Origin of the sequence: Paraburkholderia sp. BL17N1, from assembly GCF_003634175.1 — a bacterium.
Lineage (GTDB): Bacteria > Pseudomonadota > Gammaproteobacteria > Burkholderiales > Burkholderiaceae > Paraburkholderia.
This window is the reverse complement of record NZ_RBIW01000002.1, coordinates 1,160,245-1,185,684: the sequence shown is the minus strand read 5'-3', so window position 1 is coordinate 1,185,684 and position 25,440 is coordinate 1,160,245. Positions and strand designations below refer to the sequence as shown.

22 protein-coding genes are annotated in these 25,440 nt (G+C 62.6%); 15 read left to right on the top strand and 7 right to left on the bottom strand.

Annotated elements, in window-relative coordinates; all coding sequences use genetic code 11:
- Positions 1-29: 29 nt before the first annotated feature.
- Together B0G82_RS25200 and B0G82_RS25195 are read right to left on the bottom strand one after the other, a co-directional pair.
- Entirely contained in the window at positions 30-314 is a 285-nt protein-coding gene (locus tag B0G82_RS25200; RefSeq protein ID WP_116146349.1) for a hypothetical protein, read from the bottom strand.
- Between the two features lie 88 nt (positions 315-402).
- Positions 403-681: a hypothetical protein gene (locus tag B0G82_RS25195; RefSeq protein ID WP_012425894.1), complete on the bottom strand. Its 279-nt coding sequence runs from the start codon at positions 679-681 to the stop codon at positions 403-405.
- A 415-nt stretch (positions 682-1,096) separates the two neighbouring features.
- Here B0G82_RS25195 and B0G82_RS25190 point away from each other — a divergent pair, with 415 nt between their 5' ends.
- The gene (locus B0G82_RS25190) at positions 1,097-3,232 is read left to right on the top strand and encodes a serine/threonine protein kinase (protein WP_121309417.1); all 2,136 of its coding nucleotides are present in this window, start codon (positions 1,097-1,099) and stop codon (positions 3,230-3,232) included.
- Positions 3,233-3,317: 85 nt separating this feature from the next.
- On the opposite strand, the gene B0G82_RS25185 is transcribed toward B0G82_RS25190, so the two are convergent.
- Positions 3,318-5,291, bottom strand: a complete 1,974-nt coding sequence (locus B0G82_RS25185; RefSeq protein ID WP_121309416.1) for an SUMF1/EgtB/PvdO family nonheme iron enzyme — start codon at positions 5,289-5,291, stop codon at positions 3,318-3,320.
- 347 nt (positions 5,292-5,638) lie between these two features.
- On the opposite strand from B0G82_RS25185, the gene B0G82_RS25180 reads away from it, so the two are divergent.
- From B0G82_RS25180 to B0G82_RS25140, 9 genes are all read left to right on the top strand, one after another.
- The gene (locus B0G82_RS25180; RefSeq protein WP_121309415.1) at positions 5,639-6,142 is read left to right on the top strand and encodes a DUF4399 domain-containing protein; all 504 of its coding nucleotides are present in this window, start codon (positions 5,639-5,641) and stop codon (positions 6,140-6,142) included.
- Between the two features lie 47 nt (positions 6,143-6,189).
- On the top strand, positions 6,190-6,624 hold the full coding sequence (locus tag B0G82_RS25175; RefSeq protein WP_116146343.1) for a DUF4399 domain-containing protein: 435 nt from the start codon (positions 6,190-6,192) through the stop codon (positions 6,622-6,624).
- A gap of 302 nt (positions 6,625-6,926) precedes the next feature.
- Positions 6,927-7,208 (top strand): hypothetical protein, encoded by a 282-nt coding sequence (locus B0G82_RS25170; protein ID WP_116146342.1) that lies wholly within the window; start codon positions 6,927-6,929, stop codon positions 7,206-7,208.
- Positions 7,209-7,433: 225 nt separating this feature from the next.
- The gene (locus B0G82_RS25165; RefSeq protein WP_121309414.1) at positions 7,434-8,888 is read left to right on the top strand and encodes an efflux transporter outer membrane subunit; all 1,455 of its coding nucleotides are present in this window, start codon (positions 7,434-7,436) and stop codon (positions 8,886-8,888) included.
- A gap of 229 nt (positions 8,889-9,117) precedes the next feature.
- The gene (locus B0G82_RS25160; RefSeq protein WP_121309413.1) at positions 9,118-11,700 is read left to right on the top strand and encodes an FHA domain-containing protein; all 2,583 of its coding nucleotides are present in this window, start codon (positions 9,118-9,120) and stop codon (positions 11,698-11,700) included.
- Positions 11,678-13,051, top strand: coding sequence for an HlyD family efflux transporter periplasmic adaptor subunit (locus tag B0G82_RS25155; RefSeq protein ID WP_116146338.1), 1,374 nt, complete (start codon positions 11,678-11,680; stop codon positions 13,049-13,051). Before B0G82_RS25160 ends, B0G82_RS25155 begins: the two co-directional genes overlap by 23 nt.
- A gap of 37 nt (positions 13,052-13,088) precedes the next feature.
- Entirely contained in the window at positions 13,089-13,841 is a 753-nt protein-coding gene (locus tag B0G82_RS25150) for a peptidylprolyl isomerase (RefSeq protein WP_106278795.1), read from the top strand.
- A gap of 66 nt (positions 13,842-13,907) precedes the next feature.
- The gene (locus B0G82_RS25145) at positions 13,908-16,964 is read left to right on the top strand and encodes a peptidase domain-containing ABC transporter (RefSeq protein WP_121309412.1); all 3,057 of its coding nucleotides are present in this window, start codon (positions 13,908-13,910) and stop codon (positions 16,962-16,964) included.
- The gene (locus B0G82_RS25140) at positions 16,964-18,319 is read left to right on the top strand and encodes a sigma 54-interacting transcriptional regulator (protein WP_106278789.1); all 1,356 of its coding nucleotides are present in this window, start codon (positions 16,964-16,966) and stop codon (positions 18,317-18,319) included. Before B0G82_RS25145 ends, B0G82_RS25140 begins: the two co-directional genes overlap by 1 nt.
- A 24-nt stretch (positions 18,320-18,343) precedes the next feature.
- On the opposite strand, the gene B0G82_RS25135 is transcribed toward B0G82_RS25140, so the two are convergent.
- Together B0G82_RS25135 and B0G82_RS25130 are read right to left on the bottom strand one after the other, a co-directional pair.
- Positions 18,344-19,114: a protein phosphatase 2C domain-containing protein gene (locus tag B0G82_RS25135; RefSeq protein WP_116146335.1), complete on the bottom strand. Its 771-nt coding sequence runs from the start codon at positions 19,112-19,114 to the stop codon at positions 18,344-18,346.
- A 5-nt stretch (positions 19,115-19,119) separates the two neighbouring features.
- Positions 19,120-19,407, bottom strand: coding sequence for a hypothetical protein (locus B0G82_RS25130; RefSeq protein WP_116122949.1), 288 nt, complete (start codon positions 19,405-19,407; stop codon positions 19,120-19,122).
- A 470-nt stretch (positions 19,408-19,877) separates the two neighbouring features.
- Between B0G82_RS25130 and B0G82_RS25125 the strand changes: the two genes are divergently transcribed.
- Both B0G82_RS25125 and B0G82_RS25120 read left to right on the top strand, forming a co-directional pair.
- Positions 19,878-20,375 (top strand): lecithin retinol acyltransferase family protein, encoded by a 498-nt coding sequence (locus B0G82_RS25125; protein ID WP_121310832.1) that lies wholly within the window; start codon positions 19,878-19,880, stop codon positions 20,373-20,375.
- A gap of 68 nt (positions 20,376-20,443) precedes the next feature.
- Positions 20,444-20,701 (top strand): hypothetical protein, encoded by a 258-nt coding sequence (locus B0G82_RS25120; RefSeq protein ID WP_012425909.1) that lies wholly within the window; start codon positions 20,444-20,446, stop codon positions 20,699-20,701.
- Between the two features lie 2 nt (positions 20,702-20,703).
- Here B0G82_RS25120 and B0G82_RS25115 read toward each other — a convergent pair whose 3' ends face one another.
- Positions 20,704-21,576 carry a LysR substrate-binding domain-containing protein gene (locus B0G82_RS25115; RefSeq protein WP_121309411.1) on the bottom strand — a complete coding sequence of 291 codons (873 nt, stop codon included), beginning with the start codon at positions 21,574-21,576 and terminating at the stop codon, positions 20,704-20,706.
- A 98-nt stretch (positions 21,577-21,674) separates the two neighbouring features.
- Here B0G82_RS25115 and bla point away from each other — a divergent pair, with 98 nt between their 5' ends.
- A complete protein-coding gene (bla, locus tag B0G82_RS25110) occupies positions 21,675-22,622 on the top strand; it encodes a class A beta-lactamase (RefSeq protein WP_121309410.1) in 948 nt (315 codons plus the stop codon).
- Between the two features lie 234 nt (positions 22,623-22,856).
- Entirely contained in the window at positions 22,857-23,321 is a 465-nt protein-coding gene (locus B0G82_RS25105) for a DUF4126 domain-containing protein (protein ID WP_121309409.1), read from the top strand.
- A 53-nt stretch (positions 23,322-23,374) separates the two neighbouring features.
- On the opposite strand, the gene tehA is transcribed toward B0G82_RS25105, so the two are convergent.
- A complete protein-coding gene (gene tehA, locus B0G82_RS25100) occupies positions 23,375-24,391 on the bottom strand; it encodes a dicarboxylate transporter/tellurite-resistance protein TehA (protein WP_121309408.1) in 1,017 nt (338 codons plus the stop codon).
- A gap of 280 nt (positions 24,392-24,671) precedes the next feature.
- Here tehA and B0G82_RS25095 point away from each other — a divergent pair, with 280 nt between their 5' ends.
- Positions 24,672-25,436, top strand: a complete 765-nt coding sequence (locus B0G82_RS25095; RefSeq protein ID WP_121309407.1) for an IclR family transcriptional regulator — start codon at positions 24,672-24,674, stop codon at positions 25,434-25,436.
- Positions 25,437-25,440: the final 4 nt, after the last annotated feature.

The following is a 25,440-nucleotide window of genomic DNA, read 5'->3' as shown; positions in this document are numbered from 1 at the left end:
GGCCCCCCGGCCCTTGCGACGCCAAGCGGTCAGACGTTGGCGTAGTTAGCGCCCCACAGCGACGGGCTGACGTTCAGGTGCAGCGGCACGAAGCCCGCGCCGATCACGCCGACGTTGTTGAGTGCGGCGACGTTGACGTACTGCATCTGGTTGAGGTTCTGGTTGATCGAGACGTTGACGTTGGCAATGCCGCCGAGGCCGGCGGCCGAGGGCAGGCCGGGCACGCTGCTGCCGGTGCCGCCGGCCACCGCCGACATGGCGCGGCGGTCGAGCTCGCGGGTGCCGGACAGATCGCGAATCATGAGGGATGACATGGTGCTTCTCCAAAGGTGCGCGGAAGACGGGGGTAATCGTCGGCGGACGAAGCGCGCCGGCGAGCCGGGCGCCCCGTGTCGCGACGTATTACACGTGGATGTTGTTGCTGGTCGTGACGTACGGGTTGACCGTCGAGCTGATGCCGGTGGCGAACGCGACGTTGTTGCCGTTGGCGTTCTGCAGGTTCAGCTGGTTGTTGATCAGTTGGGTGGCGTCGACCTTCTTGCTGTCGTTCGGAGCAAAGACGGGGCTGAAGTTGAAGTACGACGAGGACGGATAGTAGCCGGTGCCGCCGCGCACGGCGCTCATGGCGCGGCTGTCGAGTTGTTCGGTGATGGACAGGTCTTTGATCATCAGTGCGTTCATGGTGAGTCTCCAGAGGGTAAAGGTCAGGGTGCTGCGATCGGGTGCGAGCAACTTGTCTGCTCGGGTGTCACTCATGCACAGGCTGTGCCAGTTTTATTCAAGGTTCCTAAGAAAGTTCGCGAAGGCTTGCGGCATAAGGGTTTCGCGTCGTCGTGCCGGGCGCGCGCGAACGCACTGCGGCGCGGACGCGATGACCGGCCGACGGTATGCGGCCGACAGACCACCGCATGCTGTTGGAGATCGCGCGACACGGACGCGCTGCGCCGGCAGCGGGGCAATCCTGGTTTGCGAAAGGACGGAGCGGGAGCTAGTATCGAAGCGGCACATGTAACTGGTTACGAAAGGTTCTCTATCAGCCCGACAGGCCTGGGTCGCACGCGATCCGGCCCAACGGCAGCGGCGGCGCTTCGCACATATGGCTAGCCTTGCGCGTGTGATTCACGACTTTCAGAACGGCGAGCTGTCCCGTGACGAGTTCGTGGCTCAACTCGACAGCACGCTGACCACCGAAGGACTCGGCCCTACGCAGCTGCTGGACATGCTTGGCGCGGCACATCGCAAGGCGCCGCTACCCGACGATCTTTACGTGGAAGTGCGGCGGCGCATCGAGCAGTTGCGCGTCTCGAACGTGGCCGCGGGCGGCGACGAAACCGGCATCCAGACCACGGTCGAGATTCCGTCGATACGGTCAGCAAGTGCGGGCAGCGCAGCGAACGCAGCTGGCGCCGGCAGTACCGCGGGCCACGACCAGATCAAAGGCACCGGCGATACGCTCAACAACCGCTTCGTGCTCGAGGAATGCCTCGGCGTGGGCGGCATGGGCACGGTCTACAAGGCGTTGGATCTGCGCAAGCTCGAGGCATCGGATCGCAAACCGTATCTCGCGATCAAGGTGCTCAACGTCCAGTTTCGCGGCAACCCGAATTCACTCGTCGCGTTGCAGCGCGAGGCGCGCAAGGCGCAAGTGCTCGCGCATCGCAACATCATCACGGTGTACGACTTCGACCGCGACGGGCCGATCGTCTATCTGACAATGGAGTACCTGTCCGGCAAGCCGCTCAGTCAGTTGCTGCGCACGCCGGGCTATCAGGGCATGCCGGTGCGCGCGGCGCTGCCGATCGTGCGCGGCATGTGCAGCGCGCTTGCCTACGCGCATGAACGCGGCTTCGTGCATTGCGACTTCAAACCCGCCAACGTGTTTCTCACGACGGACGCCGAAGTGAAAGTGATCGACTTCGGCATTGCACGCGTGTTCCAGCGTCCGGAAGAAGAGAGCGATGCAACCGTCTTCGATCCGGGCAGCCTCGGTGCGTTGACGCCCGCGTATGCCAGCCCGGAAATGATCGAGCACCGCGAGCCGGATCCGCGCGACGACATTTACGCGCTCGGCTGCATCACGTATGAATTGCTGACCGGCCACCATCCGTTCGACCGCTTGTCCGCGACGCAAGCCCGCAACTCCGATTTCAAACCGCAGCGGCCGGCCAATCTCGATTCAAAACAATGGCGCGCGCTGCGGGCCGCGCTGTCGTTCGATCGCAATACGCGCATGCCGAGCGTGGCGCGCTTCATCGCGGAGTTCGATAACGAAGCGCGCGCGGAAAAGTCGGGCACGCTGGCGAAGGTCGGGCTCGCGAGTTTCGCGGTGGTGTGCGCCGCGGCGGTCGGCGTGTTCGCCTTCCGCTCGGGGGCGAACCGGCATAACGGAGCACAGACGGAAGCAGGCGCATCGCAGGCTTTGACCGAGCAGGCGGCTTCGTCGAATTCGGAAGGGACAGTGAGCGCGCCGCCCGTCGCACCTCCGGCAAGTCCGGTCGCGGCAGTGCCCGTCACGCCACCGGCGGCGCCCGCAGCGAAGCCCTCGCCGAAGCCGGCGCTGACTCTTGCCGCCGTGACACCGGCGCTGACGCAAGTGCCTTGTTCCGCGCTATCCGCCTCAGTACAGGACCACTCGTTGACGGTGAGGGGCTACGTCTCGCAACGCTATGGCGCGGCGCATCTGAAGGACACGCTCGCGGCGTTGCCGGGCATCGATACACTGACGCTCCAGGTCGAGCCGCTCGCCGACGACAAATGCGACACCATCAAGGCGTTCGCGCCCTACTGGATTCACAACATGCAGGCGGGCCACCTCGCGGCCTTGCATGTGCGGCCGCCGGGCGGTCAGCTGAGCGACGGCGATCCGCTGGTGGTCGACATCACCACGCCCGGCTATGACTCGTATGTGAACCTCGACTACTACCAGCTCGACGGCAGCGTCGTGCACATGGTGCCGAGCCCGCGCGCGAAGGACAATCAGGCGCCGCCTCACTATGCCGCGACGGTCGGCGGCGCCGGTGACTGGATCATTTCGAAGCCGTTCGGATCGGAGATGGTGGTGCTGCTGATCACGCCGGCGCCGCTATTCGACAAGCCACGCCCGGAGAGCGAGTCGCGCGCCGATTATCTGCGGGCGCTCGATGCGCGCCTCGCGCAGATCGGCGGCAAATACGGCCGCGATCACATCGTCGCCGATTTCGCGCCGATCACGACGAAACCGCGCTCGCCCTGACAGGAGCGGGAACGCGGTTTCTCTCGTATTCACTCGTAATAGGCTGTGAGTCCGATCGAGACTCGAACGCGGCCCCCCCGGCAAGTCACTTCAGATCTTTGACCACGCGGAAGCCGTCCTGCGATTGGCGCACGCCCGCGCTGTACTTGAAGCGCGTCGCGCTAAGCATGTAGCCGCCGCCTTCGCGCCACGAACCGCCACGAATCACGCGCATGTCGCAGCCGGGGCTGTCCCATGCATGGCCATCGGCGGGCGCGCCCTGGTAGGAGTTGTGCCAGCAATCGGCGGTCCATTCCCAGACGCTGCCGTTCATGTCGTACAGGCCGAGCGGATTCGGTGCGAAGGAGCCGGCAGTCTCGGGTCCTTCCTTGTGCCACGGGTCGCCGCAGTCCTTGCAATTGGCGTTGCCCTTGCGCATCTGGTCGCCCCACCAGTAGGCGGTGGTGGTGCCGCCGCGATCCGCGTATTCCCATTCCGCTTCGGTGGGCAGACGGTACGGTTTGCCGGTGGCCTTGCTCAGCCATTTCACGTATTGCTGCGCGTCGTCCCAACTGAGGTCGCGCGCCGGTGCGGCTTTATTGGTGTTGCTCTCCGGCGTGAGTTTCTGGCACGCATTGGCGGCGACGCACGCGTTCCATTGGTCGACCGTTACCTCATACTTGCCGATCGCGAACGGCGCGCCGATGGTCACGTGATGAACGGGCTTTTCGGACGGGTCGTCGGTACTGCTGCCCATCGAGAACGAACCGGCGGGCACGGCAATCATGATCGGACAGGTCGCGCAATCGCGGCTTTCGCCGGCAACTGGCGTATGCGTGACGGGCTTTTGCGCGACCGCCGCCGCGGGTGGCGCAGCGGCTGCGGCGGCACTCGGAGCGGGCTTGGGTGCCGGGGTACTGGCCGGCGCTGTCGGCCGTGCGGCCTGTGGCGCGGGTGCTGCTGAAGGCGCAGCAGGCGTGGCGGCGGACGGCGCGTTCGAGGACGCCGCAGCACGCAAACGGTCGATGCGCGCATGAGCGAGCGTGGCGAAGCGGCCGTTCGGATAGGCCTTCAGGTAGGCCTCGTAGTCGCCCGGGTAGTTGCTATCCTTGATCGAGTTCCAGAACGTGATTTCGTATTGTTCGCTGCTGTCTTTCGGCAGAATGCCTCTACTGTGCAGCGTGACGATGGGATTGTCCCGCGCTGTGGATGCGGCATCGGCCGTCAGCAAGGGCCGAGGAAGCGACGAGGCAAGCCACGGCGATTGCTGGCCGCCGGTGGCCTCGCGTACCTGTGCTGCGACACGTTGCAACAGGGCCGCCAGCGTCAGCGACGGCGCGCTGTCGAGTACGTGCAGCCATGCATTCGTATAGACGCCATGCCGTGTACCGTCCGCGGCGAAACCGCCGGGCGCGGTTGCGTAGGTAACCACCGTATTGGCGGGAAGCGCGGATGTATCGTGCGTCGGGCTCGGCGAGAATGGATCGTTCAGACACGTATCGAGGATCACGAGATTGAGCCGGCCGTCTCGCGGCCCGCGCATCGCCTGCAATACGGTGTGCAGATCAACACCGTTGCTCACGATCGCAGCCGGTGAGCGAGCATCGAGTCCTGCGGGAATGAGCAGTGTTTGGGGGCCGATCCGCATGCCATGTCCCGCGAAATAAAAGAGACCGACGCCGCCTGCCTGCAAGCGCCGATGGAATTCGCCAATGGCCTCGCGCATTTGCCGCGGCGTCGCGTTCGTGCGCATGATGACGTCAAAGCCAAGCGTCTGGAGCCTGTCGCGCATGGCGGCGGCGTCGCGTGGCGCGTTCTCCCGCAGCGCCTCCACTTGTGAGCCATCGCGACCCGCACCGCCCACACCGTCCGCACCATATGCGCCATTGCCGATCACAAGCGCGATCCGGGGAAAACGCGCGTTGCCAGGTTGCGGCGCGAACGGAGTAACCAGCGAGAGCGGCAAGCTTGTTGCACTCCCACCGTGCTCGGCGCCCTCACGTTGTTGCGCTGCAAACGCATCGCCCCAATGCGTTTGCATTGCCCCGGCCACGCACACCAGCATGAATATTCGCCACATCTTCACATCCTGTTTGTTCCGGACAGAACATAGGCAATCGAGGACCGCACAACTCGCGGCCGCCGCCGGAATAAATCGCGCGAAACACCGACGCCCCTTATCGACCATCCATCTGCAACCTCTTAATAACGATAGCACGCGCTTTGCGCGCCACAACTGTCGGCGTGCCCCGAATGCGTCATACGGTTAACGAGCGTGGCGTATCTTTTTGGCAAGTTACGTCCTAAGCTAGTTTCACAAAGTAGGGCGGCAAGCTCGTTTTAAGCAGGTGGCCGTCCAATCTCGCACACATCCGCGACATCCAGCCGAGCGCCATTGGCCATGACCACTCTTCGGGAGAGTGCGCTATGCGAAGAACCGTTACCCCCGTTGTTCTCGACGCGCGTCATGGATCGAAAGCGCGTCGCGACGCATTGCGCCGAACGTTGCGCGCAACGCTGTTCCTCATGGTCGGCAACATGGTGCCGAGCGTATTCGCGGCGGCCGAGCATACGGCGTCGCCGCCGGGCGCCGAGGAATACATCATCTGGCCATCGGACGGCACCGTGATTCACGGCGGCAAGTTGTGGGTGCGCATGGGACTGCGGAATATGGGTGTGTGCCCGAAGGGCGTCGTGTTCCCGAACACCGGCCATCATCATTTGCTGATCGACACCGACCTGCCGCCGCTCGATCAGGAGATCCCATCGGATCGCAATCATCTGCACTTCGGTGCGGGCGAGACGGACGCGCGTATCGAGTTGCCGCCGGGCAAGCACACGTTGCAGCTCATTCTCGGCGACCACAACCACGTGCCGCATGTGCCGCCTGTGTATTCGAAAAAGATCACCATCACCGTGCTAAAAGACTAGCGCGATCCGTTCGTTCAAAGCGAATCCGTCAGGACGGAGAGACCTTCATGTACAAGATCATCGCGGTCGCGGCGCTCGTCATGTCGGCGGCATTGGCTTCGCCGAATGCCACCCTTGCAGGTACGACGCCGGCGCCCGCCGGCGCCTATGCGTACATCGGCTATCCCAATGACGGCCAGGTGGTGCCTGCCAACAAGCCGTTCAAGGTGTGGTTCGGCCTGCGGTACATGGGCGTGGCGCCGAAAGGCGTCAAGTTTCCGAATACCGGCCACCATCACTTGCTGATCGACACGGACTTGCCGCCAATGGATCAGGAGATTCCGTCGGATCGCAATCATCTGCACTTCGGCGCGGGTGAAACGGAGACCATGATTCAACTCCCCCCAGGCAAGCACACACTGCAGTTGCTGATGGGCGACGACATGCATGTGCCGCACAATCCACCGGTGTATTCGAAGAAGATCACCGTCATCGCGCGGTGACGCGCGCTTGTTCATTGCGCGGCTTGACGCGGCGCGCTGCCTAACGCCTCAGTGTCACGCCGCAACCAACAATTTCGCGCGGGTTGTTGGCCACGATCCACCATCCTCCGCGCGCCGTTTCACCGTTCCATCTCGCGTTCAATGTCCCTGCGGCTCCGCAACCCTTTATCCACGGCATTCAGGCACATTTCTTAGGATAGGAAAACAATCCTGGCACAGCCCATGCATTAGTGACACTCGAGCAGACAAGTTGCTCGAACCCAACCGCAAACTGTGCTGTATTCCCTTCCAGGAGATTTACCATGAACACGCTGATGATTAAAGACCTGTCCATCACCGAACAACTCGACAGCAAGGCCATGAGCGCCGTGCGTGGCGGTACCGGCTACTATCCGTCCTCGTCGTACTTCAACTTCATGCCGGTGTATGCGCCGAACAACAGCAAGACCGTCGACGCCACCCAACTGATCAACACGACGATGAACATCCAGAACGCCAACGGCAACAACGCAGCGTTCGTCGCCGGCATCTCGAGCACGATCGACCCGCACGTGACCGCGAGCAACAACATCAACGTGCACTAAACGGCGCAGGCCGCCGCGGAGGCGCGACAGCCTCCGCGGACGCTTACCGGCCGCTCCTCAAAAAGATTTCACAGCCAATCGTTCTTTTCACGCCACCCCCGTTCCACCGCCCCATTCCCGCGCCGATCTTCCCGCCTCGCTTCGATGGTGAAGCCGCGCAGGAGATGCTTTACTTAAAGGGCGCGTGCTTCTCGTGCAACGAAGTGGGCGTCATCGGAGACCATCGTGTCAGCGTTGCTTTCGTCAGCTCGTCAGCGCTTTTTCCGCAGGACATCCGCACTGCGCAGCGTTTGCGCGGCGACGGTATGCGCGCTCTCGCTGTCGGCCTGTATCGATGTCAGCATGCCCGACTACAAGCGTCCCGACACGCCCGCCAAAGCCTCGTGGTCGGATCAGAAAGGCTCGCCCGTCTCGGCCGCCGCGACGATCGAACCCGACTGGTGGAAAGGCTTCCAGGATCCCTATCTCGACACGCTGATTGCAAAGGCGATTGCCGGCAACTTCGATATCAAGGTGCTGGCCGCGCGTATCGACGTGGCCGGCACGCAGATCGGCGAAGCCAGGGCCGGTGCCTTGCCGACCATGGATATCGGCGCCGGCGCCGATTTCGAAAAGACCACGCATCAAACTTTCTCCAAGCAGTACAACCTCGCGACGCAGGTGAACTGGGACATCGACATCTGGGGCAAAGTCGAAAAAGGCGTGCAGGCGCAGAAGGCGGAATTTCACGCCAGCGAGGCCGACTGGCGCGCCGGCTATCTTGAGTTGGTATCGAACGTATCGAGCACCTACTTCCAGATTCTGCAATTCGACGACCAGATCGAACAACAACAGAAAACGCTCGAAACGAACCGGCAAATCCTCGCCATTTACGACGGGCAGCGCCGCAACGGGCTCGTGCCGCAAACCCAGGTGTTGCGCCAGCAGGCCGAGATCAACCGCCTGACCAATCAGTTGCTCGACCTGCGCCGTTCGCGCGCGCTTGCCAACAACGCGCTCTGTACATTGATCGGCGTGCCGGCGGGCGAATTCCAGATGCCCAAAGGGCATTTGCAGCAGCGCGTGCAACTGCCGTCCGTGCCGGACGGCTTGCCCGCGCAACTGCTCGCGCGGCGTCCCGACGTGGTGGCCGCCGAGTTCAGAGTGCTGGAAGCGTACGACCTCGTTGGGCAGGCCAAGCTCGCGCAACTGCCGACCATCAGCCTGACCGGCCACGCCGGCACCGCGAGTTTCGCGTTGACCGATCTGCTGAAATCGTTCACGTATGGCTTCATGCCCAGCATCAACATTCCGGTGCTCGATCCCGGCGTGCGGGCGCATGTGAAAGTTACCAAAGCGCAATCGACGGTGGCCGAGCAACAGTATCGCGTGGCGGTGATGGGTGCGTTCGAGGAAGTGGAAAACGCGCTGGTCAACCTGAATTCGCACAAGCAGCAGCGCGTGGAATTGGAGCAGGAGGTGTCGCGGCTGCAGATCGTCGCGGATCAGATCCAGTCGCAATTGCGCCTCGGCGTGGTGTCGCAACTGGAGGTATTCGAAACCGAACGGACCTTGCTGGAGGCGCAGCAGGAACTGCTTGCCAACCATCAACAGATTCTGTCCGACACGGTGCTGCTTTATAAGGCGCTGGGCGGAGGTTGGCCGAGCGTCGACGTGCAGGCACAAGTAAAGGAACACTGAGCTAATCCGCAACGTGGCGTGCAGCGTGGGGTATTTCGGCTGCATTCGACGCACTTGTTGCGTTCATAACCGATGATCGGAAAATTGACACTCGCCATGTGTGACTTACAATCATTAAGGAGTCGGCTTTTGCACGGCTCACATGAACAATATCTTTTCGCCGTAGTCCTTCGTCCCGTTTCCGTTGCGCTCTCGCCGCAACGGGTAAACGCTTAGTGATCCAGATAAAATGGCCGCCGGCGAAGCTCCGATTGCTGAGATGCGCGCGACAGAAGACGCCGCGTTCGACGTGGTGCTGTCGCCGGTCGCGTCCGCGCAACGTCCCGCGCTCGACGCGATTCGTATCGTCGACAACCTGTTTGCAATCGGGCGCAGCGAAGCACCTTTTACCGATTATCCGGCCGAACGGATTGCGCGCCTGTCGCGCCGTCATGCGCGGGTTTTCACGGAACACGGCGCGGTCTACGTCGCCGACCTCGGCAGCAAGAACGGCACGACGGTGAACGGCGTGGCGGTGCGGCAGACTCCGGCGCGTCTGCGCGCCGGCGACGAACTGTGCTTTGGTGGCGAACTCTGCTACCGCGTGAGCATCGAACCGCGCGCGCGTATCGTGGCGGCCGCCAGTCCTTCCGCCGCGCCGGGATTGCTGCTGGTGCCGCAGCGCGACGATCTCGGCCTGCAACCTATCGAGGTGCAGGCATTCCCGTTTCTCGTCAGTAAGACAGACGACGTCTTTGCGCGCTACAAGGACCGCTATCCGCATCAGGTCAACTACATCTCACGCCGTCACGCGCACATCTTTCTGAAGGGCGGCGAGCTCTACGTCGAGGATCTCGGTAGCACCAACGGCACATTTGTCGGTGGAAAGCGGCTGGATGAATCCGCGCTGCCGCTGGTCGAAGGAGACCTCGTTGCATTTGGCGGAGACCACTTCGTCTACAGGGTGACGCTGCAGAAACCCCCTGAAGTCGAGCCCACCGTGACACAACTATTCGTCAATCCGGCCGCCGACGAGGCGGTGGATCCCGACAAGACCACTTTCGTCGGCGCCGCGCATTCATTCCTCGATATCTTTTGCGTCGACCCTGGCCTCCAACGTGAAGATGAAGTCAACGAGGCGGCACAGCCCGCGTCCGCGCATGCGAAGCGCGACACGCCGACCGGCTCGGCAAAAGGGGCGACCGGCACGCAAGGAACCAACGGTGCGCATGGCGCTGCAAACGCGGCCGCCGCGAAAGGCCGGCCGCGCCGTTGGCGTTTGCTCGCGGGCGAACTCGGCAAGGCGTTTGCGATCGACGATCGCGCGAGCGTGCGGCGCGTGGCGATATGGAGCGGCGCGGGCGTCGTGGTGTTGGCGGCGATTGGAACCACGCTGTATATGCGCGGTTCCTCGGAGCGCGAGTTGAAGAATTTGCTGGCGAACGGCGATTACACGAGCGCGGTCACGGCGGCATCGGGCTATCTGGCGAGCCATCCCACCGACACTAAAGTCAGCGCGCTCGCGAGCGAAGCGTTGTTGAAGGCGAAGCTCCCCAGTTGGCTGAATGCGCTACAAAAGGCGCAGTTCGATCAGGCCGACGCGTTGCTCACGGAAATGCGTTCGTTGAGCGCGAATAACGCGGACGCCGCGTCGCTGATCAACGAATTGCAATGGGTAGGCGATCTGGAGCGTTTCGTCGCGGCGCGCGGCGGCATGGACGCGCCGATTCGCATGTACGCGGACGAGGGCACGATCAACAACCTGCTGCAACGCTGGGAAGACGACGCGAAGAGCCACCAGCGCGCGCTCGACCGCATCGCCTCCTACGTGCCCGTGTTCGCCGATCCCTATGCGCAGGCGCTGAGCCATCTGCGCAAACTGGAAAGCGACGATTCGGTGTATCTCGCCGCCATCGACCGTCTGAATGGGACGATCCGCACCGAACTGGCGCGCGATAAGCCCGACGCGCTGCCGCCCGTGCTCGACGATTACGCGCAGCGTTACCCGCGTCTCGCGGGCATCGATCGGGTGCGTCAGGATTTGCGCCGATACACCGATTTGTTGAACGCCGCGCTGAGCCGGCAACTGGTGCCGTTGCTCGCGATGTTGAAAACGGCGCGCTTCAGCACGCCGCCGTTTCAGGCGCAGTTTCAACAGCTGGCGGCGAGCCGTTTGCCTTCGCCGGACGTGATTGCTCGCCACGATGCGGTGACGGCGGCCTGGCAACGCGGCGACGCGCAACAGGCACTCGCCGGTCTGCAGGCCATGCCCGCAGGGCCGTGGTCCGACGTGCTCGCGGCGGAACTGGCGCACAAGAAGGCATTGCTCGAACACTACGCACAGTTGCAGAAGACGCGCGGCGACAAGGATTACGACCAGCGTCTGCTGTCGTTCTACGCCAGCCTCGATCCGGCAACGGACGTGTGGTTCCTGCAGTCGATCCAGAAAGACGTCGCCGCCTTGCATGACAAAGCGCTCGCGCGTGCGCAAGATCTGCTGCTGCGCGCCCAGAGCCTGTGGAAGCAGTATCGCGCGGGCGGATCGATCGGCGGTACGCAGCGGCTCGAAGCCGGCATTTCACCGGGATTTCGCAGTGAAGCGCGTCTGCTTTCGGATGCGCAAACGTCGGCGCAACAGGGCATGCGTATCTACACGCAACTGAAGGCGGATCATCCGGCCGACTTCGACCGTCTGCTGGCGGACATCGAAGCCGAAGCGAATTTGCAGCGCCGGTCGCTAACGGAGTTGCGCATGGTGCTAGACCCGGGCCTTCTGAAAGCGAAGCTGGCATTGATCGGAGGCGAGCAGAGTGAAACGCGACAATCACCCTAGGCCGTTGTCGGAGGCGCTGGAAGATCACAGCGTCGAGGGCATCGCGATCCTGATGGCGGAGCCGGTGCGGCTCGCGCGCGCGCTGATCTGGGCGATGGTCGCGCTGGTCGTGGTCGGGCTGTTGTGGTCGTTCGTGGGGCGGGCCGACGTGATCGTCAGCGCGCAAGGCACCTTGTCGCCGGAATCGGAGGTGCGCCGCATCTATGCGCCGATCGACGGCGAACTCGCCGATCTGTATATCGCCGAAGGGCAGCCGGTGCAGAAAGGCGATGTGCTGGCGCGCCTGAACGCGCGCGGCGCAATCGAGGCCGCCAGCAATGCATTGCAAGCACAGCTCAAACTGGAAGACGCCGAGCGCGACTGGAAGCAGTTCCCCGAGAAGAAAGCGCTAATGGAGCGTAAGGCCGCCGCGCTCAAAACGCAGATGGAAGTGGAGGCCCGCCAGCACGAGACGCGCGTCTCCGAAGGCACGACCAAACTAGCGGAAGGACAGAAGGCCGAACTCGACGAGGCGCGCAGCATGCTCGACAACGCCCGGCGCACGCGCGAAGCGGCGCGCCAGGAACTGGACCGCTACTCGCGGCTGTTCGCGCAGCCGGGTGGCGGCGGCATTGCCGAATTGCAGGTGGAGCAAAAACGCACGGCGGCAATGGAGGCGGATAACGCGTACCGTGTCGCCCAATCGAAACTCGCGGAGCTGGATTTCCGCTTGAGCCACGAATACACGCAGGCGAACGCGCAACTGGAAACCAGCGGCCAGCAGACCACCGACCTGCAGCTTCAATACGATTCGGCGGTGCGCGACATTACCGACGCCGAAGACAAGTTGCGCCTGCAACTGCAAAGCGCACGGTTGGTGTCCGAGGCGGCTGCGCGGATTCGCTTCGAGAACATCGACAAAGACAATTTCCTGCTGATTCTCGCGCCGGTTTCGGGTGTCATCACGGACGTGACGTCGACCCAGCGTGGCGACAAGATTCAGGCAAACGCGCCGCTTGGTGGCATTGCGCCCAAAGACGCACGGCCCGTGCTGAAGATCGAAATCGCCGAACACGATCGTGCGTTTCTGCACGAGGGCCTGCCGGTCAAACTGAAATTCAACGCTTTCCCTTATCAACGCTACGGGCTGATCAGCGGCACGCTGGCCTATATTTCGCCGGCCACCAAGCCGTCGGCGACGGACAAGCAGCCGGTCTACGAAGGCCGCGTCACGCTCGACAAAAATTACTACCAGATTGCCGACACGCGCTATCCGTTGCGCTACGGCATGACGGCAAGCGCTGAGATCGTGGTGCGCGAACGGCGCCTGATCGATCTGGGTCTCGATCCGTTCAGGCAGGTGGCGGGATGACCGCACGGATCACACGTCAATTAAAGGAGCGGAAGAAATGACCGCGATAGTGCGAATCGATGACGAAGTCGTGGACGTGGCCGAGTTCATTCGTCTTCTGAAACTGACCGGCCAGTTCGAGAGCCTGATCGAGCAGATCGTGCGCGACAAGCTCACGGTTCACGCAGCGAAGAAGCAGGGCATCACTGTCACCGCCGATGAAATCCAGCAACGCGCCGATCAGTTCCGCCGCGTACGCGGCCTGCACCGCGCGACGGATATGAATCAGTATCTCGACGCCCTGAATGTCAGTCTCGACGAATTCGAGGTCTTCATTACGGACGGGTTGTATCAGGAGAAGATGCTCGACGAAATCGGTAACGAGGCCGCGATCAAGGATTACTTCGCGCTCAATTCGCCGAAGTTCGATGCGATCGAGGTGAGCCACATCGTGCTGGACAGCGAGGGCAAGGCGAAAGAAATGATTTCGTACCTGCACGACGATCCCGACAGTTTCGCCGACATGGCGCGCGAGCATTCCATCGCGGATACGCGCGAGGCGGGCGGCGTGATCGGCAAGGTGCTGCGCGGCTCGTTGAAGCCCGATATCGAAGCGAAGATTTTCAACGCGGCGGTGGGCGATCTGCTGGGACCGTTTCCGTCGGCGGATCGTTCGTGCTTCGAGATTTTCGCCGTGACGGCCAAATATCCGGCGACGCTCGACGCCGACGTGGCCTCCGAAGTCCGGCGCCTGCTGCGCGAAAGCTGGTTGATCTCACGCGCCCAGGAGCACGTGATCGAAGCGCGCTAGGCCGTTCGAGACCACGCGCCGTATTGAAACAACACCGCGACACGCCGATTCGAGGTCCGTAAGCACATGGATGCACCCCAGACCGCGCCCTCCGCAGCCGAGTTTCTCACCTCGGTGGAAATTTTTTCGCCGTTCTCGCGCGACGAGATCGAGCGTCTTGCTGAATACGCGCAAGCGCGCTTCTATTCGTTCGGAGAAACGGTTTGCTCAGCGGGCGAGACGGCTGACGGGCTGTATGTGATTCGTTCGGGTTCCGTGCGGATATTTACTGAGGAGCACGGTAAGGAAACCAGCATGGGGGTGCGCAAGTCGGGCGAGATCTTCGCCGATATCGCGATGTTGCGCACCTATGTCCACGAAGCGTCGGTGCGGTCGTCGGCGAAAACCGAGTTGCTGTTCATTCCGCGCGCCGCGATCGAGCCTGTGATCGCGGGCAATCAGGCCGCGTTGGCGTTCGTTGCCAGCTATGTGGCGATCAATTCGGCGGGCGGTTTCGTCGCGCAGTTATTCGATCTGCGCGGCAAACTGAACAAGGCCGAACTCGAAGAGTATGTGCGCAGCGTCGGCGTGAAACGGGTGGCCGCGGGCAAGGAAATCCTCAAGCAGGACGGACGCGAGGACCGGCGCCTTTACGTGGTGCGCCATGGCGAAGTGCGTATCGTGCGGCACGAGGAGGGGCATGACTACACGCTCGCCACGCTCGGAGAAGGCGAGATATTCGGCGAAAAAGCGTGTTTGATGCGCCAGGAGCAGATGGCGTCGGTGGTCGCGACAACCGATACGCGGTTGCTGGTGATTCCGGAGCGCACCGTTCACTTCATTCTCGAACGCAATCCGAAACTGCGCGAAGTGCTCGACGAGCGCATTCGCTACGGCGACCGCGAATTGCAGCGGCAAAAACGGGTCGAACAGCGCCGCAAGCTGCCGCTGATGCTCGATTTGCAAAGCAAGCCCGAGTTCGGCGAGAAAGTCATCAAACGCTTCGCGCTGGTCGAGCAGGCGGAGGAAATGGATTGCGGTGCGGCGTGCCTTGCGATGGTATGCCGCCACTACAGTATTCCAATGACGCTAGGTAAGTTGCGCGAGCTCGCCAACGTCACGACCCAGGGCGCGACGCTCGACAGTCTGGCGCGCGCCGGCGAATCGCTCGGCTTTACAGCGCGCGGCGTGCAATGCACATTCGATTCGTTGCGCGGTTTCGATCTGCCGTTCATTGTCCACTGGGAGGGCTATCACTACGTCGTGGTCTACGGGCTCTCCAAGGATTACGTGTGGGTCGCGGATCCGGCGGTCGGCTTCAAGAAAATGACGGTCGAAGATTTCGAGCGCGGCTGGAGCGGCACCTGTCTGCTGTTTACCGGCGGACCGCATCTGCTGCAAATGTCCGCCGCGCGTTCGCCGTGGATTCGCTTTGTCGGTTACCTCAAGCCGTACAAGAAGATTCTCGGCCACCTGTTTCTCGCCACCTTCGTGATTCAGGTACTGGGCGTAATTCCGCCGCTGATTATCCAGAACATTCTCGACGGCGTGATCGTGCATCAGAATGTCAGCCTGCTGCATCTGCTGATCGGCGGCCTGATCATCGCCAATGTCTTTTCGCAATTGATGTCGTCGATTCGCGCGTATCTGGCGAACTTCATGGTGCGCAATATGGACTTCGCGATGATGTCGCAGTTCTTCAAGCACACCATGTCACTGCCGTTCTCGTTTTTCGCCAAGCGCAAGACCGGCGACATTTTCGCGCGCTTTCAGGAGAACCAGACGATCCGTGCGTTCCTGACCGAGTCCACTGTCACCACGGCGTTGAACCTGCTGATGGTCTTCATCTACTTCACGATCATGTTCGTCTACAACGTGAAGATGACGCTGGTGCTGATTGCTTTTGTCATTCCGATCATGGCCCTGACCGCGATCGCCACGCCGAAGATCAAAGGCTATGCGCGCGAAGTGTTCACCGCGTCGACCGAATCTAAGTCGTTTCTGATGGAAGCGCTCGCCGGCGTGGAGACCATCAAGGGCATGGGGATCGAGCGGCCGGTGCGCTTGCGCTGGGAGAAGAAGTACGCGAAGGCGCTCGAAGTGCAATATCGCGCCCACGCGTTCAACATTCTCGTGGGACTCGGCAGTCAGTTGCTGAACGCCGCGACGACGATCGCGATTCTGTGGGTCGGCGCGAATCTCGTGCTGGCGCGCGAAATGACGATTGGTCAGTTGATCGCGTTCAATGCGTTCATGGGGAGCGTGCTGGGTCCGCTCATGGGCCTGGTCGGTTTATGGAGCATGTTGAACGACGCGGGCGTGGCGATGGAGCGCCTGGGCGATGTGCTCGATATCGAACCCGAGCAGAAGCCCCAGGATTTGCCGTCGCGCGTGATGTTGCCCGAACTGCAAGGCGAGATCAGCCTCAGCGGCGTCTATTTCCGCTATGGCGAAAACGACTCGGCGTACGTGCTCGAAAACATCAGCTTCGATATCAAGCCCGGCGAACTGGTGGCGATTGTCGGACGCAGCGGGTCGGGCAAGACCACGCTCGCCAAATTGCTGGTCGGCTTCTATACGCCGACCGAAGGCAAGATGACGATCGACGGCTACGATCTCAGCGTGGTCGATAAAGCCTATTACCGTGCGCAGATCGGCTATGTGATGCAGAGCAATCTGCTGTTCTCCGGCACGATTTCCGAGAACATCGCGAGCGGCGACGACGCGCCCGACCGGCGCCGCATCGAGGAGGTCGCGAAGATGGCCGACGCGCACGGATTCATCAGCAAGATGCCGCTCGGCTATGAGCAGATTGTCGGCGAGCGCGGCATCGGCTTGTCGGGCGGGCAGATCCAGCGGCTGTGCATTGCGCGGGCGCTGTATCACGATCCGCGTCTGCTCGTATTCGACGAAGCGACCTCGGCACTGGACTCGCAATCGGAGAGCAATATCCTCGGCAATATGCACGACATTCTGAAGGGCCGCACGGCGGTGATCATCGCGCACCGGCTCAGCACGATCATGCGTGCCGACAAGATTCTCGTGCTGTATGAAGGGGCGATTGTCGAACAGGGGCGCCACGATGAACTGATTCAGCGCGGCGGCATGTATTACCAGCTGGTACAGAAACAGTTGAGTGCATGATGATGAAGATACTCGACCAGATTGAAGAGGCCAGCCCCGCGATTTCATACGCGGGCCTGATCGAGCGGATCGAGATTCTACGCTCGACACTGCGCTGGTCGTCGCGGCTGGAGCGCGCGGACATCGACAAGCTGCTCCGGCAAGCCACCTCGCTGCGCGACGAGGTGATGCAGCTTTCGCACAAGGAGCGCTTCGTGCAGGCGGCGGTGGCCGCGGAGCCGCAGGAGCGCGCCGACCTGTCGCGTGGCGCGCGCCGCAAGGCGTTGCTCGAACGCAGTTTCATTTTTGAAGGGACGTTCGGCGACAATCCACGCCTGCTCGAATCGCTGGAAATCGCTGAGAAAGCCGCGCCGACCGATTTACCGGTATTGATCGACGGCGAAAGCGGCACCGGCAAGGAGCTGATGGCGAAGGTGATTCACGCCAACGGTTCACGTTCCGACAAACCCTTCATTTCCGTGAACTGCGGCGCGATTCCTGACAACCTGCTGGAGTCGGAATTGTTCGGGCATCGCAAGGGCGCGTTCACGGGCGCTTCGAACGATCGCAAGGGCAAATTCGAAAGCGCGCATACAGGCACGATCTTTCTCGACGAAATCGGCGAATTGCCGCTTGCCGGCCAGGTCAAGCTGTTGCGTGTGCTGGAAGCGCATGAGATTCAACGCGTCGGGTCCGATGAAACGATTGCGGTGGACACACGCATCGTCGCGGCGACCAATCGCAATCTTCGGCAACTCAGCGAGGAGGGCAAATTCCGCGAGGATCTGTTCTACCGGCTTAGCGTGATTCATGTGACGTTGCCGCCGCTGCGCGAGCGTCGCGACGAAATTCCGTTGCTGATTTCGTGGTTCGGCGACGAAGCCGCCGGCACGTTAAAGCGCAGGCCCGTGCGATTGACGCCGCGTTTGCGGGACTTTCTGCTGAACTATGCGTATCCAGGCAATATCCGCGAGTTGCGCAACGTGATGTATCGCGTGTCGTGCCTCGCCGGCGACATGGCCGACGTCGATCATTTGCCTGTGGATATGCGGCCGGCGGCGCCCGGGTCGGCGGCGGCGTCCAACGCCGCGACCGCAAGTGGGCAGGAGCCGATCAGCGTGGCGAACCTGATGTCGCTGAGCGACGCGAAACGCGCCGCCAGCGACGACGCCGAAAAAGCCTTCCTTGAGCGCGGCCTTCGCGAAGTGAGCGGCACCGTCGCGGAACTGGCCCGTCGTATCGACATGAATCGCTCGCATCTGCAGATGCTTCTGAAGAAACACGGCTTGCATTCGAAGGATTTTCGCAATCGTAATCAGCCGGCCGCGAACAAGAACGGCGCTGAAGACCGCGACGATGAAGACAACGAGACCTGAGACCGCGGCGTCACGCCAATAGTTTCATGGCGCCGGGTTGAGCAGCGTTTTGTCGGCCGCGTTAGGGTCTTCGGCGCGCACGACCACGGCGGTGATGTTGTCGCGGCCGCCACGCGCGAGCGCCATGTCGACGAGTTCTTCAGACGCGTTCGCGCTGGCCGCATTGCTCAGCACAGCGAGCATGTCTTCTTCGCTGACTTCGTTGCTCAGGCCGTCGCTGCAGAGAAGGAAGACGTCGCCGTCCGCGACCTCGATCGCATCGTCGTCGAGTTCGAGCAGATCGGTGGCGCCGACGGCGCGCGTGATCATGTGTTGCGCCGGATGATGCCGCGCCTCTTCCTCGGTAAGCACGCCAAGCGACTTCAGCGCTTCCACCTGACTGTGGTCGCGCGTGAGTTGCCGCAGGCTGTTTTCGCGCAGCAGGTACAGGCGGCTGTCGCCGGCCCAGATGTAGCCGCAGAAGCGATCACAGGCGAGCAGCACGACGACCGTGCTGCCGATACGCTGCACCTGGCGGCGCGCGGCTTCTTCCCGCAATTGGCGATTGGCGGTTTGCAGGCGCGCGCGCGCATCGGCGACGAAGGACTTCATGCTGACGGGCGGCGTCAGCCCGCTGAGCGCGTCGATCACCAGACGGCTCGCCAGATCGCCGACCGCGTGTCCGCCCATGCCGTCGGCGACGGCCCAGCGTCCGAGCGCGGACTGGTCGAGGCACGAATCTTCGTTGATTTCGCGGACGCATCCGGCGTCGGAACGCGCGGACGACGTCCAGCGAAATTGGCTCGCACAGGTCACAACGTTTACACCATGTCGTTTGTGCTGCGTGCGTCGGGAGAGACACGGATGTTCGAGTTCGCGCCGGTGTTGCGTACATCGACCGACTGGAACGTGTTGATCATCTGGTTAGCATAGAAGTTGTTGGTGACGTCGTACAGGTTCACGACGGGTCCAATGCTCGGCGTATCGCGCACGTAGGGCTGAATCCAGCCGTACACCCACGGGGCGCCGCCGCCGCCGCGGATCGCCGCCATCGCTTTACGGTCTAGCGCGAGGTTCAGCGAGAGGTCGCTCACTGTAATAGAAGCCATGTCGTTTCTCCGGTTGGCCGCGTGTGTAACGCGCGCGGTGACGCGCGGTTAAGATGTATCTGGCCGTTATAGTGCAAGTGCTATGCCAATTTGCGAATGATTCGTGCGCTTTGTCGTAGCGCCTTGATTGCCGGGCGATTCCGAGCGTCTGCTTATGCAGTGCATGGACGCGCATGAATTCATCGGTCGGCTGGCAGCCAACATGCCCGCACTCGAACCGATGCGCGACCCAACACATTTCTGCTGTTCGTCACACCTCTTCAACCCGAAGTACTTTCCCCATCTACAGCGCTAAAAATGAGCGCCGCTCGCTGACACTTCGGCGGGATTTCTGTCGGGCCGCAACGCACACTCGTCGCTTCCAGAATCCCACCATTTCCCGCGAAGCCCTTTAAATGAAGGCTTTCGCGCACATGGCCCGGATGATGCAAAAGATCTCGCAACAGTGTTGGAATCGAAGCGAGACAGCCATGAACACGAACCAAACCAGCAGCGAACACAGTGCAGACCGCTGCGACGCCGCGTCCACCATCGACCTGCCGATCGGCGCGCATCTCGTCACGCAACGTCGCGGTTACGAGCACCACGGCATTTATGTGGGCAATGGACGCGTGGTTCATTACTCGGGCTTCGCGGGTTCAGCGCATCGCGGCCCGGTTGAAGAAGTAGAACTGGAACGCTTCGCCGCCGGCCATCCGTTGACGATTCGTCCGACCCCATCCGCCCGCTACGTCGGCGACGAAGCCGTACGCCGCGCACGCTCCCGTCTCGGCGAAAACCACTATCGGCTGCTAACGAACAACTGCGAGCACTTCTGCGCATGGTGCCTGATTGGCGAAAGCCGTAGCGAACAAGTGCATTGCTGCCTGCGCCATCCGCGTACCGGCATACATGCGCTGGTGTGCCTCGTGAAGGCCTTTGTGGAAAGCAGCGCGAAGGGCGTTCACGGCGCCGCTCAGTTGGCGTGAACCGACAGCGTCGAACTTCAACGACTCGTTTCAGTAATTCAACCGTTCAAGGATTCAAGGAGAACATCATGGCCGCAGCGGAAAAGACCTTGCATTGGGCCGTAGACAAATGGCTTGCCCCGACCCCGTCGATGCCCGCACGCGTCGTGCAGTTCTGCCACCGTGCGTCGCAACATCAGCGCTATGTATGCGTGGAAGCCTTGCGCCCGGGTGGCATGCTGTCGATCTTCTTCTTCCGTCACGACGACGGCTCGTGGAATGTGTTTCCGCCGCAAGCCGAACGGCCTGCCATGAACGGACATCGCCGCGCATTGCTGGCTGCCTAGTTCTACGTCTGCGCAGACGCTTCCTTGATGATCCATTGATTGAACAGCAGCATCGCCGGTGTCATGGTTTTGCCCTTCAGCCATGTCAGCCAGTAACTGCCGGCATGAACCTCCACGTCGAACGGGCGCACCAGCCGGCCTGTGTTGATCTCGTGATCGAACATCAGCGCGGGCGCGAGCGCAATACCCGCGCCCTGCATTGCCGCTTCCACCATCAGCCGCGACGAATCGAACACCGGCCCGCGAATCGTCCGCGGCGGAATGCCCGCGGCGCCGAACCAGCTCAGCCAGTCATCAGTGCGATAGGAGCGCAGCAAGGTTTCGTCGACGAGATCCTCCGGCTTCGACAGGCGCGCGGCGATCTCCGGTGTGCACAGCAGCGCGAGCGGTGCGTCGAGCAGGCGCGTCGCGAGCGAACCGGGCCACGTGCCGTCGCCGAAACGGATCGCCAAGTCGAGGCCTTCGGTGGCGAGATCGACCAGGTTGTTGTTGGTCAGCAGCCGCAGTTCGACGAACGGATGCGCGTCGCGGAACGACTTGAGGCGCGGCATCAGCCAGCCGACCGCGAAGGTGCCCACCACGCCCACCGTCAGGACCTCGTGAAAGTGGCCGCCTTCGAATTGTTTGAGCACCGCTTCGATGCGATCGAATGCATCGGTCAGCACCGGACGCAGCGCGAGGCCCTCGTCGGTCATGGCGAGGCCGCGCGGCAGACGCTTGAACAGCGTGGTGCCAAGCCGCTCCTCCAGGGTTCTGACCTGCTGGCTGACGGCGGCCTGGGTGACGTTCAGTTCGAGTGCCGCGCGCGTGAAGCTCAGATGCCGCGCGGACGATTCGAAGGCGCGCAGCGCGTTCAACGGAAGGTACGGTCTCATGGCGAAGGCATAAGATTTTCTTGGGAGTAGGCTAACTTATCATCGTTTGTCAGCGACCGGCGGAAAACCGATAGTGGCGGCTTCACAAAGGAGCGGCGATGATCACAAGACGGAAGTTCGCGGGGGCGATGTTGGGCGTTTCGATAGCTGGGCTTGCGGTTGGGAGCGCCGGCGCGTTTGGCAAGGCATCCGGCAAGGCGGTGAAAACGGGCGCGGCAGCGCAGGGGCGCCAGTTGGCGAAGGCGGATGCGATCCGCCGGCGGCTCGTTGAAATCGAAGCGGCGAGCGGCGGCCGGCTGGGTGTCTCGATCGTCGATACGATGTCCGGCTTGCACGCCGGCTTGCGGACCGACGAGCGCTTTCCCATGTGCAGCACCTTCAAGATGCTGGTGGCGGGCGCTGTATTGGCGCGTACGGATCGTGGCGAGGAAGACTTGCAGCGGCGCGTGGTGTTTTCACAAAGCGACGTGGTGTCCAATTCGCCGGCCACGAGCAAGCACACGCGCGAACTGACCGGCAATGCGGGCATGAGCATCGCCGAGCTGTGCAAGGCGGCGATCACGCTCAGCGACAACACGGCGGCGAATCTGTTGCTCGCCACGTTTGGCGGCCCGGCGGGATTGACCGCGTTCGCTCGCAGTCTCGGTGACGGCGTCACGCGGCTGGATCGCATCGAGCCGATGCTGAACGAAGGGACTCCCGGCGATCTGCGCGACACCACCACGCCCAACGCCATGCTCGGCAATCTGCGCGAGCTGCTGCTCGGCGAGCGGCTGTCGTCATCGTCGCGGGCGCAACTGTTGGCGTGGCTCGCCGCTAACGAGACCGGCGGCGCGCGGATTCGCGCCAAGCTGCCGAAGGATTGGGGCGTGGGCGACAAGACCGGCACCGGCGATCACGGCACGGCCAACGACGTAGCGATTCTCTGGCCGCCTGGACGCGGTCCGGTGCTGGTGACCGTGTACCTCACCGAAACGGATGGCAAAGCGGCGCGCAGCAATGCGGCGATCGCGGATGTGGGCGCCTTGGTGGTGGCGTCTATCTGATCCCGGCGGGGACAGGCACACACGCGTTCCACGCAACGCGATGCGAGGACGAAGCGCCGATCGAAGTGTGCGACACTAGGGCCACACCGAAAGGAGCCAACAGCGAATCGGCCTCGATGGATGCGGTGAGAAGTTGACTGTCCATGGAAATGCTCGACACCTTCTGCCGACGTTCGTCCAGGTAAGCCGTCGGCTTGATCAACCACGCATCGCTGCCTTGATTCGGAGTCCCCTATGTCTGTCTATGTGCTGGCATTGCTGATCGGCGTCGTGGCCGGTCTTCGCGCGATGACCGCGCCCGCCGCGGTCAGTTGGGCGGCGCATCTGGGCTGGTTGCCGTTGCAAGACACGCCGCTGGCCTTCCTCGGCTTTACCGCCACGCCGTATATCTTCACGGTGCTGGCCATCGTCGAACTGATCACCGATCAACTGCCGAAAACCCCTAGCCGTACCGTGCCGATGCAATTCGGCGCGCGTCTCGTGCTTGGCGGCTTGAGCGGCGCGGCGATCGGCGCGGCGCATGGCGGAGTGGGCAACGGGTTGATCGCGGGATTGATCGGCGCCGTGATCGGCACCCTGGGCGGCGCGAGAGTCCGCGGCGCGTTGGCGCGTGCCTTTGGGCGGGACCAGCCGGCCGCGTTGAACGAAGACGCGGTGGCGATCGTAGGCGCCGTGCTGATCGTGATCGCGTTGCGTTGATACGCTTCGGCGAGACGGGACGCGCCTCGTCTCGCTGACGCAGTTCGGGCGCTTCAGCCGACCCGTGCAATGCGTGAATCGACGGATGCCTGCGGTGCCGGCAGGGCACTTGTAACCGCAGTGGCGGGAATCAGCTTGCCGCGCACCAGCAAGCCCAACGTCTTCCCCGCCAGAATCGCGATGATCACATTCGCCGCGATGAACAGAACCGGCGCGGCGTATTCGACCGGACCCGTCGCACCTCGTTCGACCATCCGGAGCGCCATCGTCGGCAGTGCGGCGACGCCGAAGCTGAAGGCCCAGTAAGCCGGCGCGAAGGCCTGTTGGCGAATCCACGGCAGCAAACGCAGGAGCAGCAGAGCCTGGTACAAGCCATAACCGAGCAGAATCGTGGCGAACAGGTCAGGAGTACCGCTGCTCAGACTCAGATAGGTCACGCCCCCGACGACCGGCGGTGCGAGCTGGATGCCGAGCACCGGGCGCAATGCGTCGGGCAGCGGTTCATGCACGGCGGCGCGGTGCAGGATCAGCGATTCGATCGCGAGCCAGGACAGCAAACCTGCTCCGAAAAAGAGTTCGCCCAGTTGGTGAAAGCCGAACGCGGCCGAAGCCGTGCCCGCCACGAAGCTCGCGCCCACGGTCGGCAGATAGATGGCGGGCGTCACCAGTTCGGGCTTGCGGCCGCCTTGCCAGAGCCGTCCATGCAAATACGCTCCGAGCGCGAGTTGCGCGACTACGGCGACGCCGAACAGCGCGAGCGCCAATGTATGCGCGTAAGGCTGCAGAAGCTGGGCCGCGAGCAGGCTCGAAATAGGAGCGAGCGCCGCAAACGACGATTGCACCGGATGCTGCATTTCCGCTCGCGCTTCGTCGGCATGCGTCAGCCATTTTTGCCCGTAGGCCGCCAGAATAACGAGCCACACGACGAGCGCGGCCACTGTCATCACATCGCCTACCACGGCGGGCAGGTGCCAGAGCCTGATCGCCACGCGCCACAAATTGGCGAACGCCAACACGCCCACCGCGATCCCGAAGAAAGCAACTGGAATCGTGCCACGATTGCTGTTCATCACCGATCCTCCGAAAGTTGCGTCGCGCGCCGCTGTTCCGGCTGTGCGCGATCGATGACGTACTGTAAAAGGCGGCGGCCAAACGCTGAATGCTGGGCGCGCTCAACAAATCGCGCGATCGTCTCAAGATGCAACGTGATGCATCCGGCAGGCGTTCGCACGGCGGTGGCCGCTCGAGTTCGGCATTGCGCACGGAATCAGCGCCAAAGCGCGTGTGGCGGGTATGACAGCCCCGCGTCATGGCGTAAAATTTCCGCTTCCCTATGAAGTTATGCCATCCATGCCAACGCCCGCGGACAAATCGAACACGAAGGAAAGCGAAGGTGTGGCCGTCATCGATCGTGCTTGCGCCATCCTGTTCGCGTTCCGGCCAGACGATGACGCGCTCACGCTCGCCGAACTGGCGGCGCGCACGGGGCTTTACAAGAGCACGTTGTTGCGGCTCGCGGGCTCGCTGATCCAGCACCGCTTGCTGCTGCGTCTCGACGACGGCCGCTATCAGCTCGGCTCCGCCACCTTCATGCTGGGCGCGCTATACCAGCGCAGCCTGAACCTCGGCGATATTGTCGTGCCGCTCATGCGCGATCTCGCGGAAACCAGCGGCGAAAGCGTGTCGTTCTATGTGCGTGACGAAGCGGTGCGGGTGTGTTTGCATCGGGTGGATTCGAAGCACGCGGTGCGTTTTCACGTGCGCGAAGGCGACGTGCTGCCGCTGGAAAGCGGTTCGGGCGGCCTTGCATTGCTCGCCTTCGGTGGCATGCCGGGCGCACCGTACGAGAAGATTCGCGACGACTTCTACTGTGTGTCGATTGGCGAACGCGACCGGGAGACGGCGGGGATTTCCATGCCGGTATTCGGCGTGCGCCAGAGCCTGCGTGGCGTGCTGACGCTGGCCGGTCCGAGCTCGCGTATCGATCAGGCATTCCTCGAACGCAATCTCGGCGCGCTATTCGATTGCGCCGCGCGCGCCACTGATGCCCTGGGCGGCGATTCGCGCGCCATGCGCAACGCGCAGCGGCGTGCGACCGAAGTTCAGGACAAGTAGTTCA

Bases quoted from the DNA above. Each gene is read 5' to 3' on its own strand.
- B0G82_RS25200 (WP_116146349.1), bottom strand. From the start codon at position 314: ATGTCATCCCTCATGATTCGCGATCTGTCCGGCACCCGCGAGCTCGAC.
- B0G82_RS25195 (WP_012425894.1), bottom strand. From the start codon at position 681: ATGAACGCACTGATGATCAAAGACCTGTCCATCACCGAACAACTCGAC.
- B0G82_RS25190 (WP_121309417.1), top strand. From the start codon at position 1,097: ATGGCTAGCCTTGCGCGTGTGATTCACGACTTTCAGAACGGCGAGCTG.
- B0G82_RS25185 (WP_121309416.1), bottom strand. From the start codon at position 5,291: ATGTGGCGAATATTCATGCTGGTGTGCGTGGCCGGGGCAATGCAAACG.
- B0G82_RS25180 (WP_121309415.1), top strand. From the start codon at position 5,639: ATGCGAAGAACCGTTACCCCCGTTGTTCTCGACGCGCGTCATGGATCG.
- B0G82_RS25175 (WP_116146343.1), top strand. From the start codon at position 6,190: ATGTACAAGATCATCGCGGTCGCGGCGCTCGTCATGTCGGCGGCATTG.
- B0G82_RS25170 (WP_116146342.1), top strand. From the start codon at position 6,927: ATGAACACGCTGATGATTAAAGACCTGTCCATCACCGAACAACTCGAC.
- B0G82_RS25160 (WP_121309413.1), top strand. From the start codon at position 9,118: ATGGCCGCCGGCGAAGCTCCGATTGCTGAGATGCGCGCGACAGAAGAC.
- B0G82_RS25150 (WP_106278795.1), top strand. From the start codon at position 13,089: ATGACCGCGATAGTGCGAATCGATGACGAAGTCGTGGACGTGGCCGAG.
- B0G82_RS25145 (WP_121309412.1), top strand. From the start codon at position 13,908: ATGGATGCACCCCAGACCGCGCCCTCCGCAGCCGAGTTTCTCACCTCG.
- B0G82_RS25140 (WP_106278789.1), top strand. From the start codon at position 16,964: ATGATGAAGATACTCGACCAGATTGAAGAGGCCAGCCCCGCGATTTCA.
- B0G82_RS25130 (WP_116122949.1), bottom strand. From the start codon at position 19,407: ATGGCTTCTATTACAGTGAGCGACCTCTCGCTGAACCTCGCGCTAGAC.
- B0G82_RS25125 (WP_121310832.1), top strand. From the start codon at position 19,878: ATGAACACGAACCAAACCAGCAGCGAACACAGTGCAGACCGCTGCGAC.
- B0G82_RS25120 (WP_012425909.1), top strand. From the start codon at position 20,444: ATGGCCGCAGCGGAAAAGACCTTGCATTGGGCCGTAGACAAATGGCTT.
- B0G82_RS25115 (WP_121309411.1), bottom strand. From the start codon at position 21,576: ATGAGACCGTACCTTCCGTTGAACGCGCTGCGCGCCTTCGAATCGTCC.
- bla (WP_121309410.1), top strand. From the start codon at position 21,675: ATGATCACAAGACGGAAGTTCGCGGGGGCGATGTTGGGCGTTTCGATA.
- B0G82_RS25105 (WP_121309409.1), top strand. From the start codon at position 22,857: ATGTCTGTCTATGTGCTGGCATTGCTGATCGGCGTCGTGGCCGGTCTT.
- tehA (WP_121309408.1), bottom strand. From the start codon at position 24,391: ATGAACAGCAATCGTGGCACGATTCCAGTTGCTTTCTTCGGGATCGCG.
- B0G82_RS25095 (WP_121309407.1), top strand. From the start codon at position 24,672: ATGCCAACGCCCGCGGACAAATCGAACACGAAGGAAAGCGAAGGTGTG.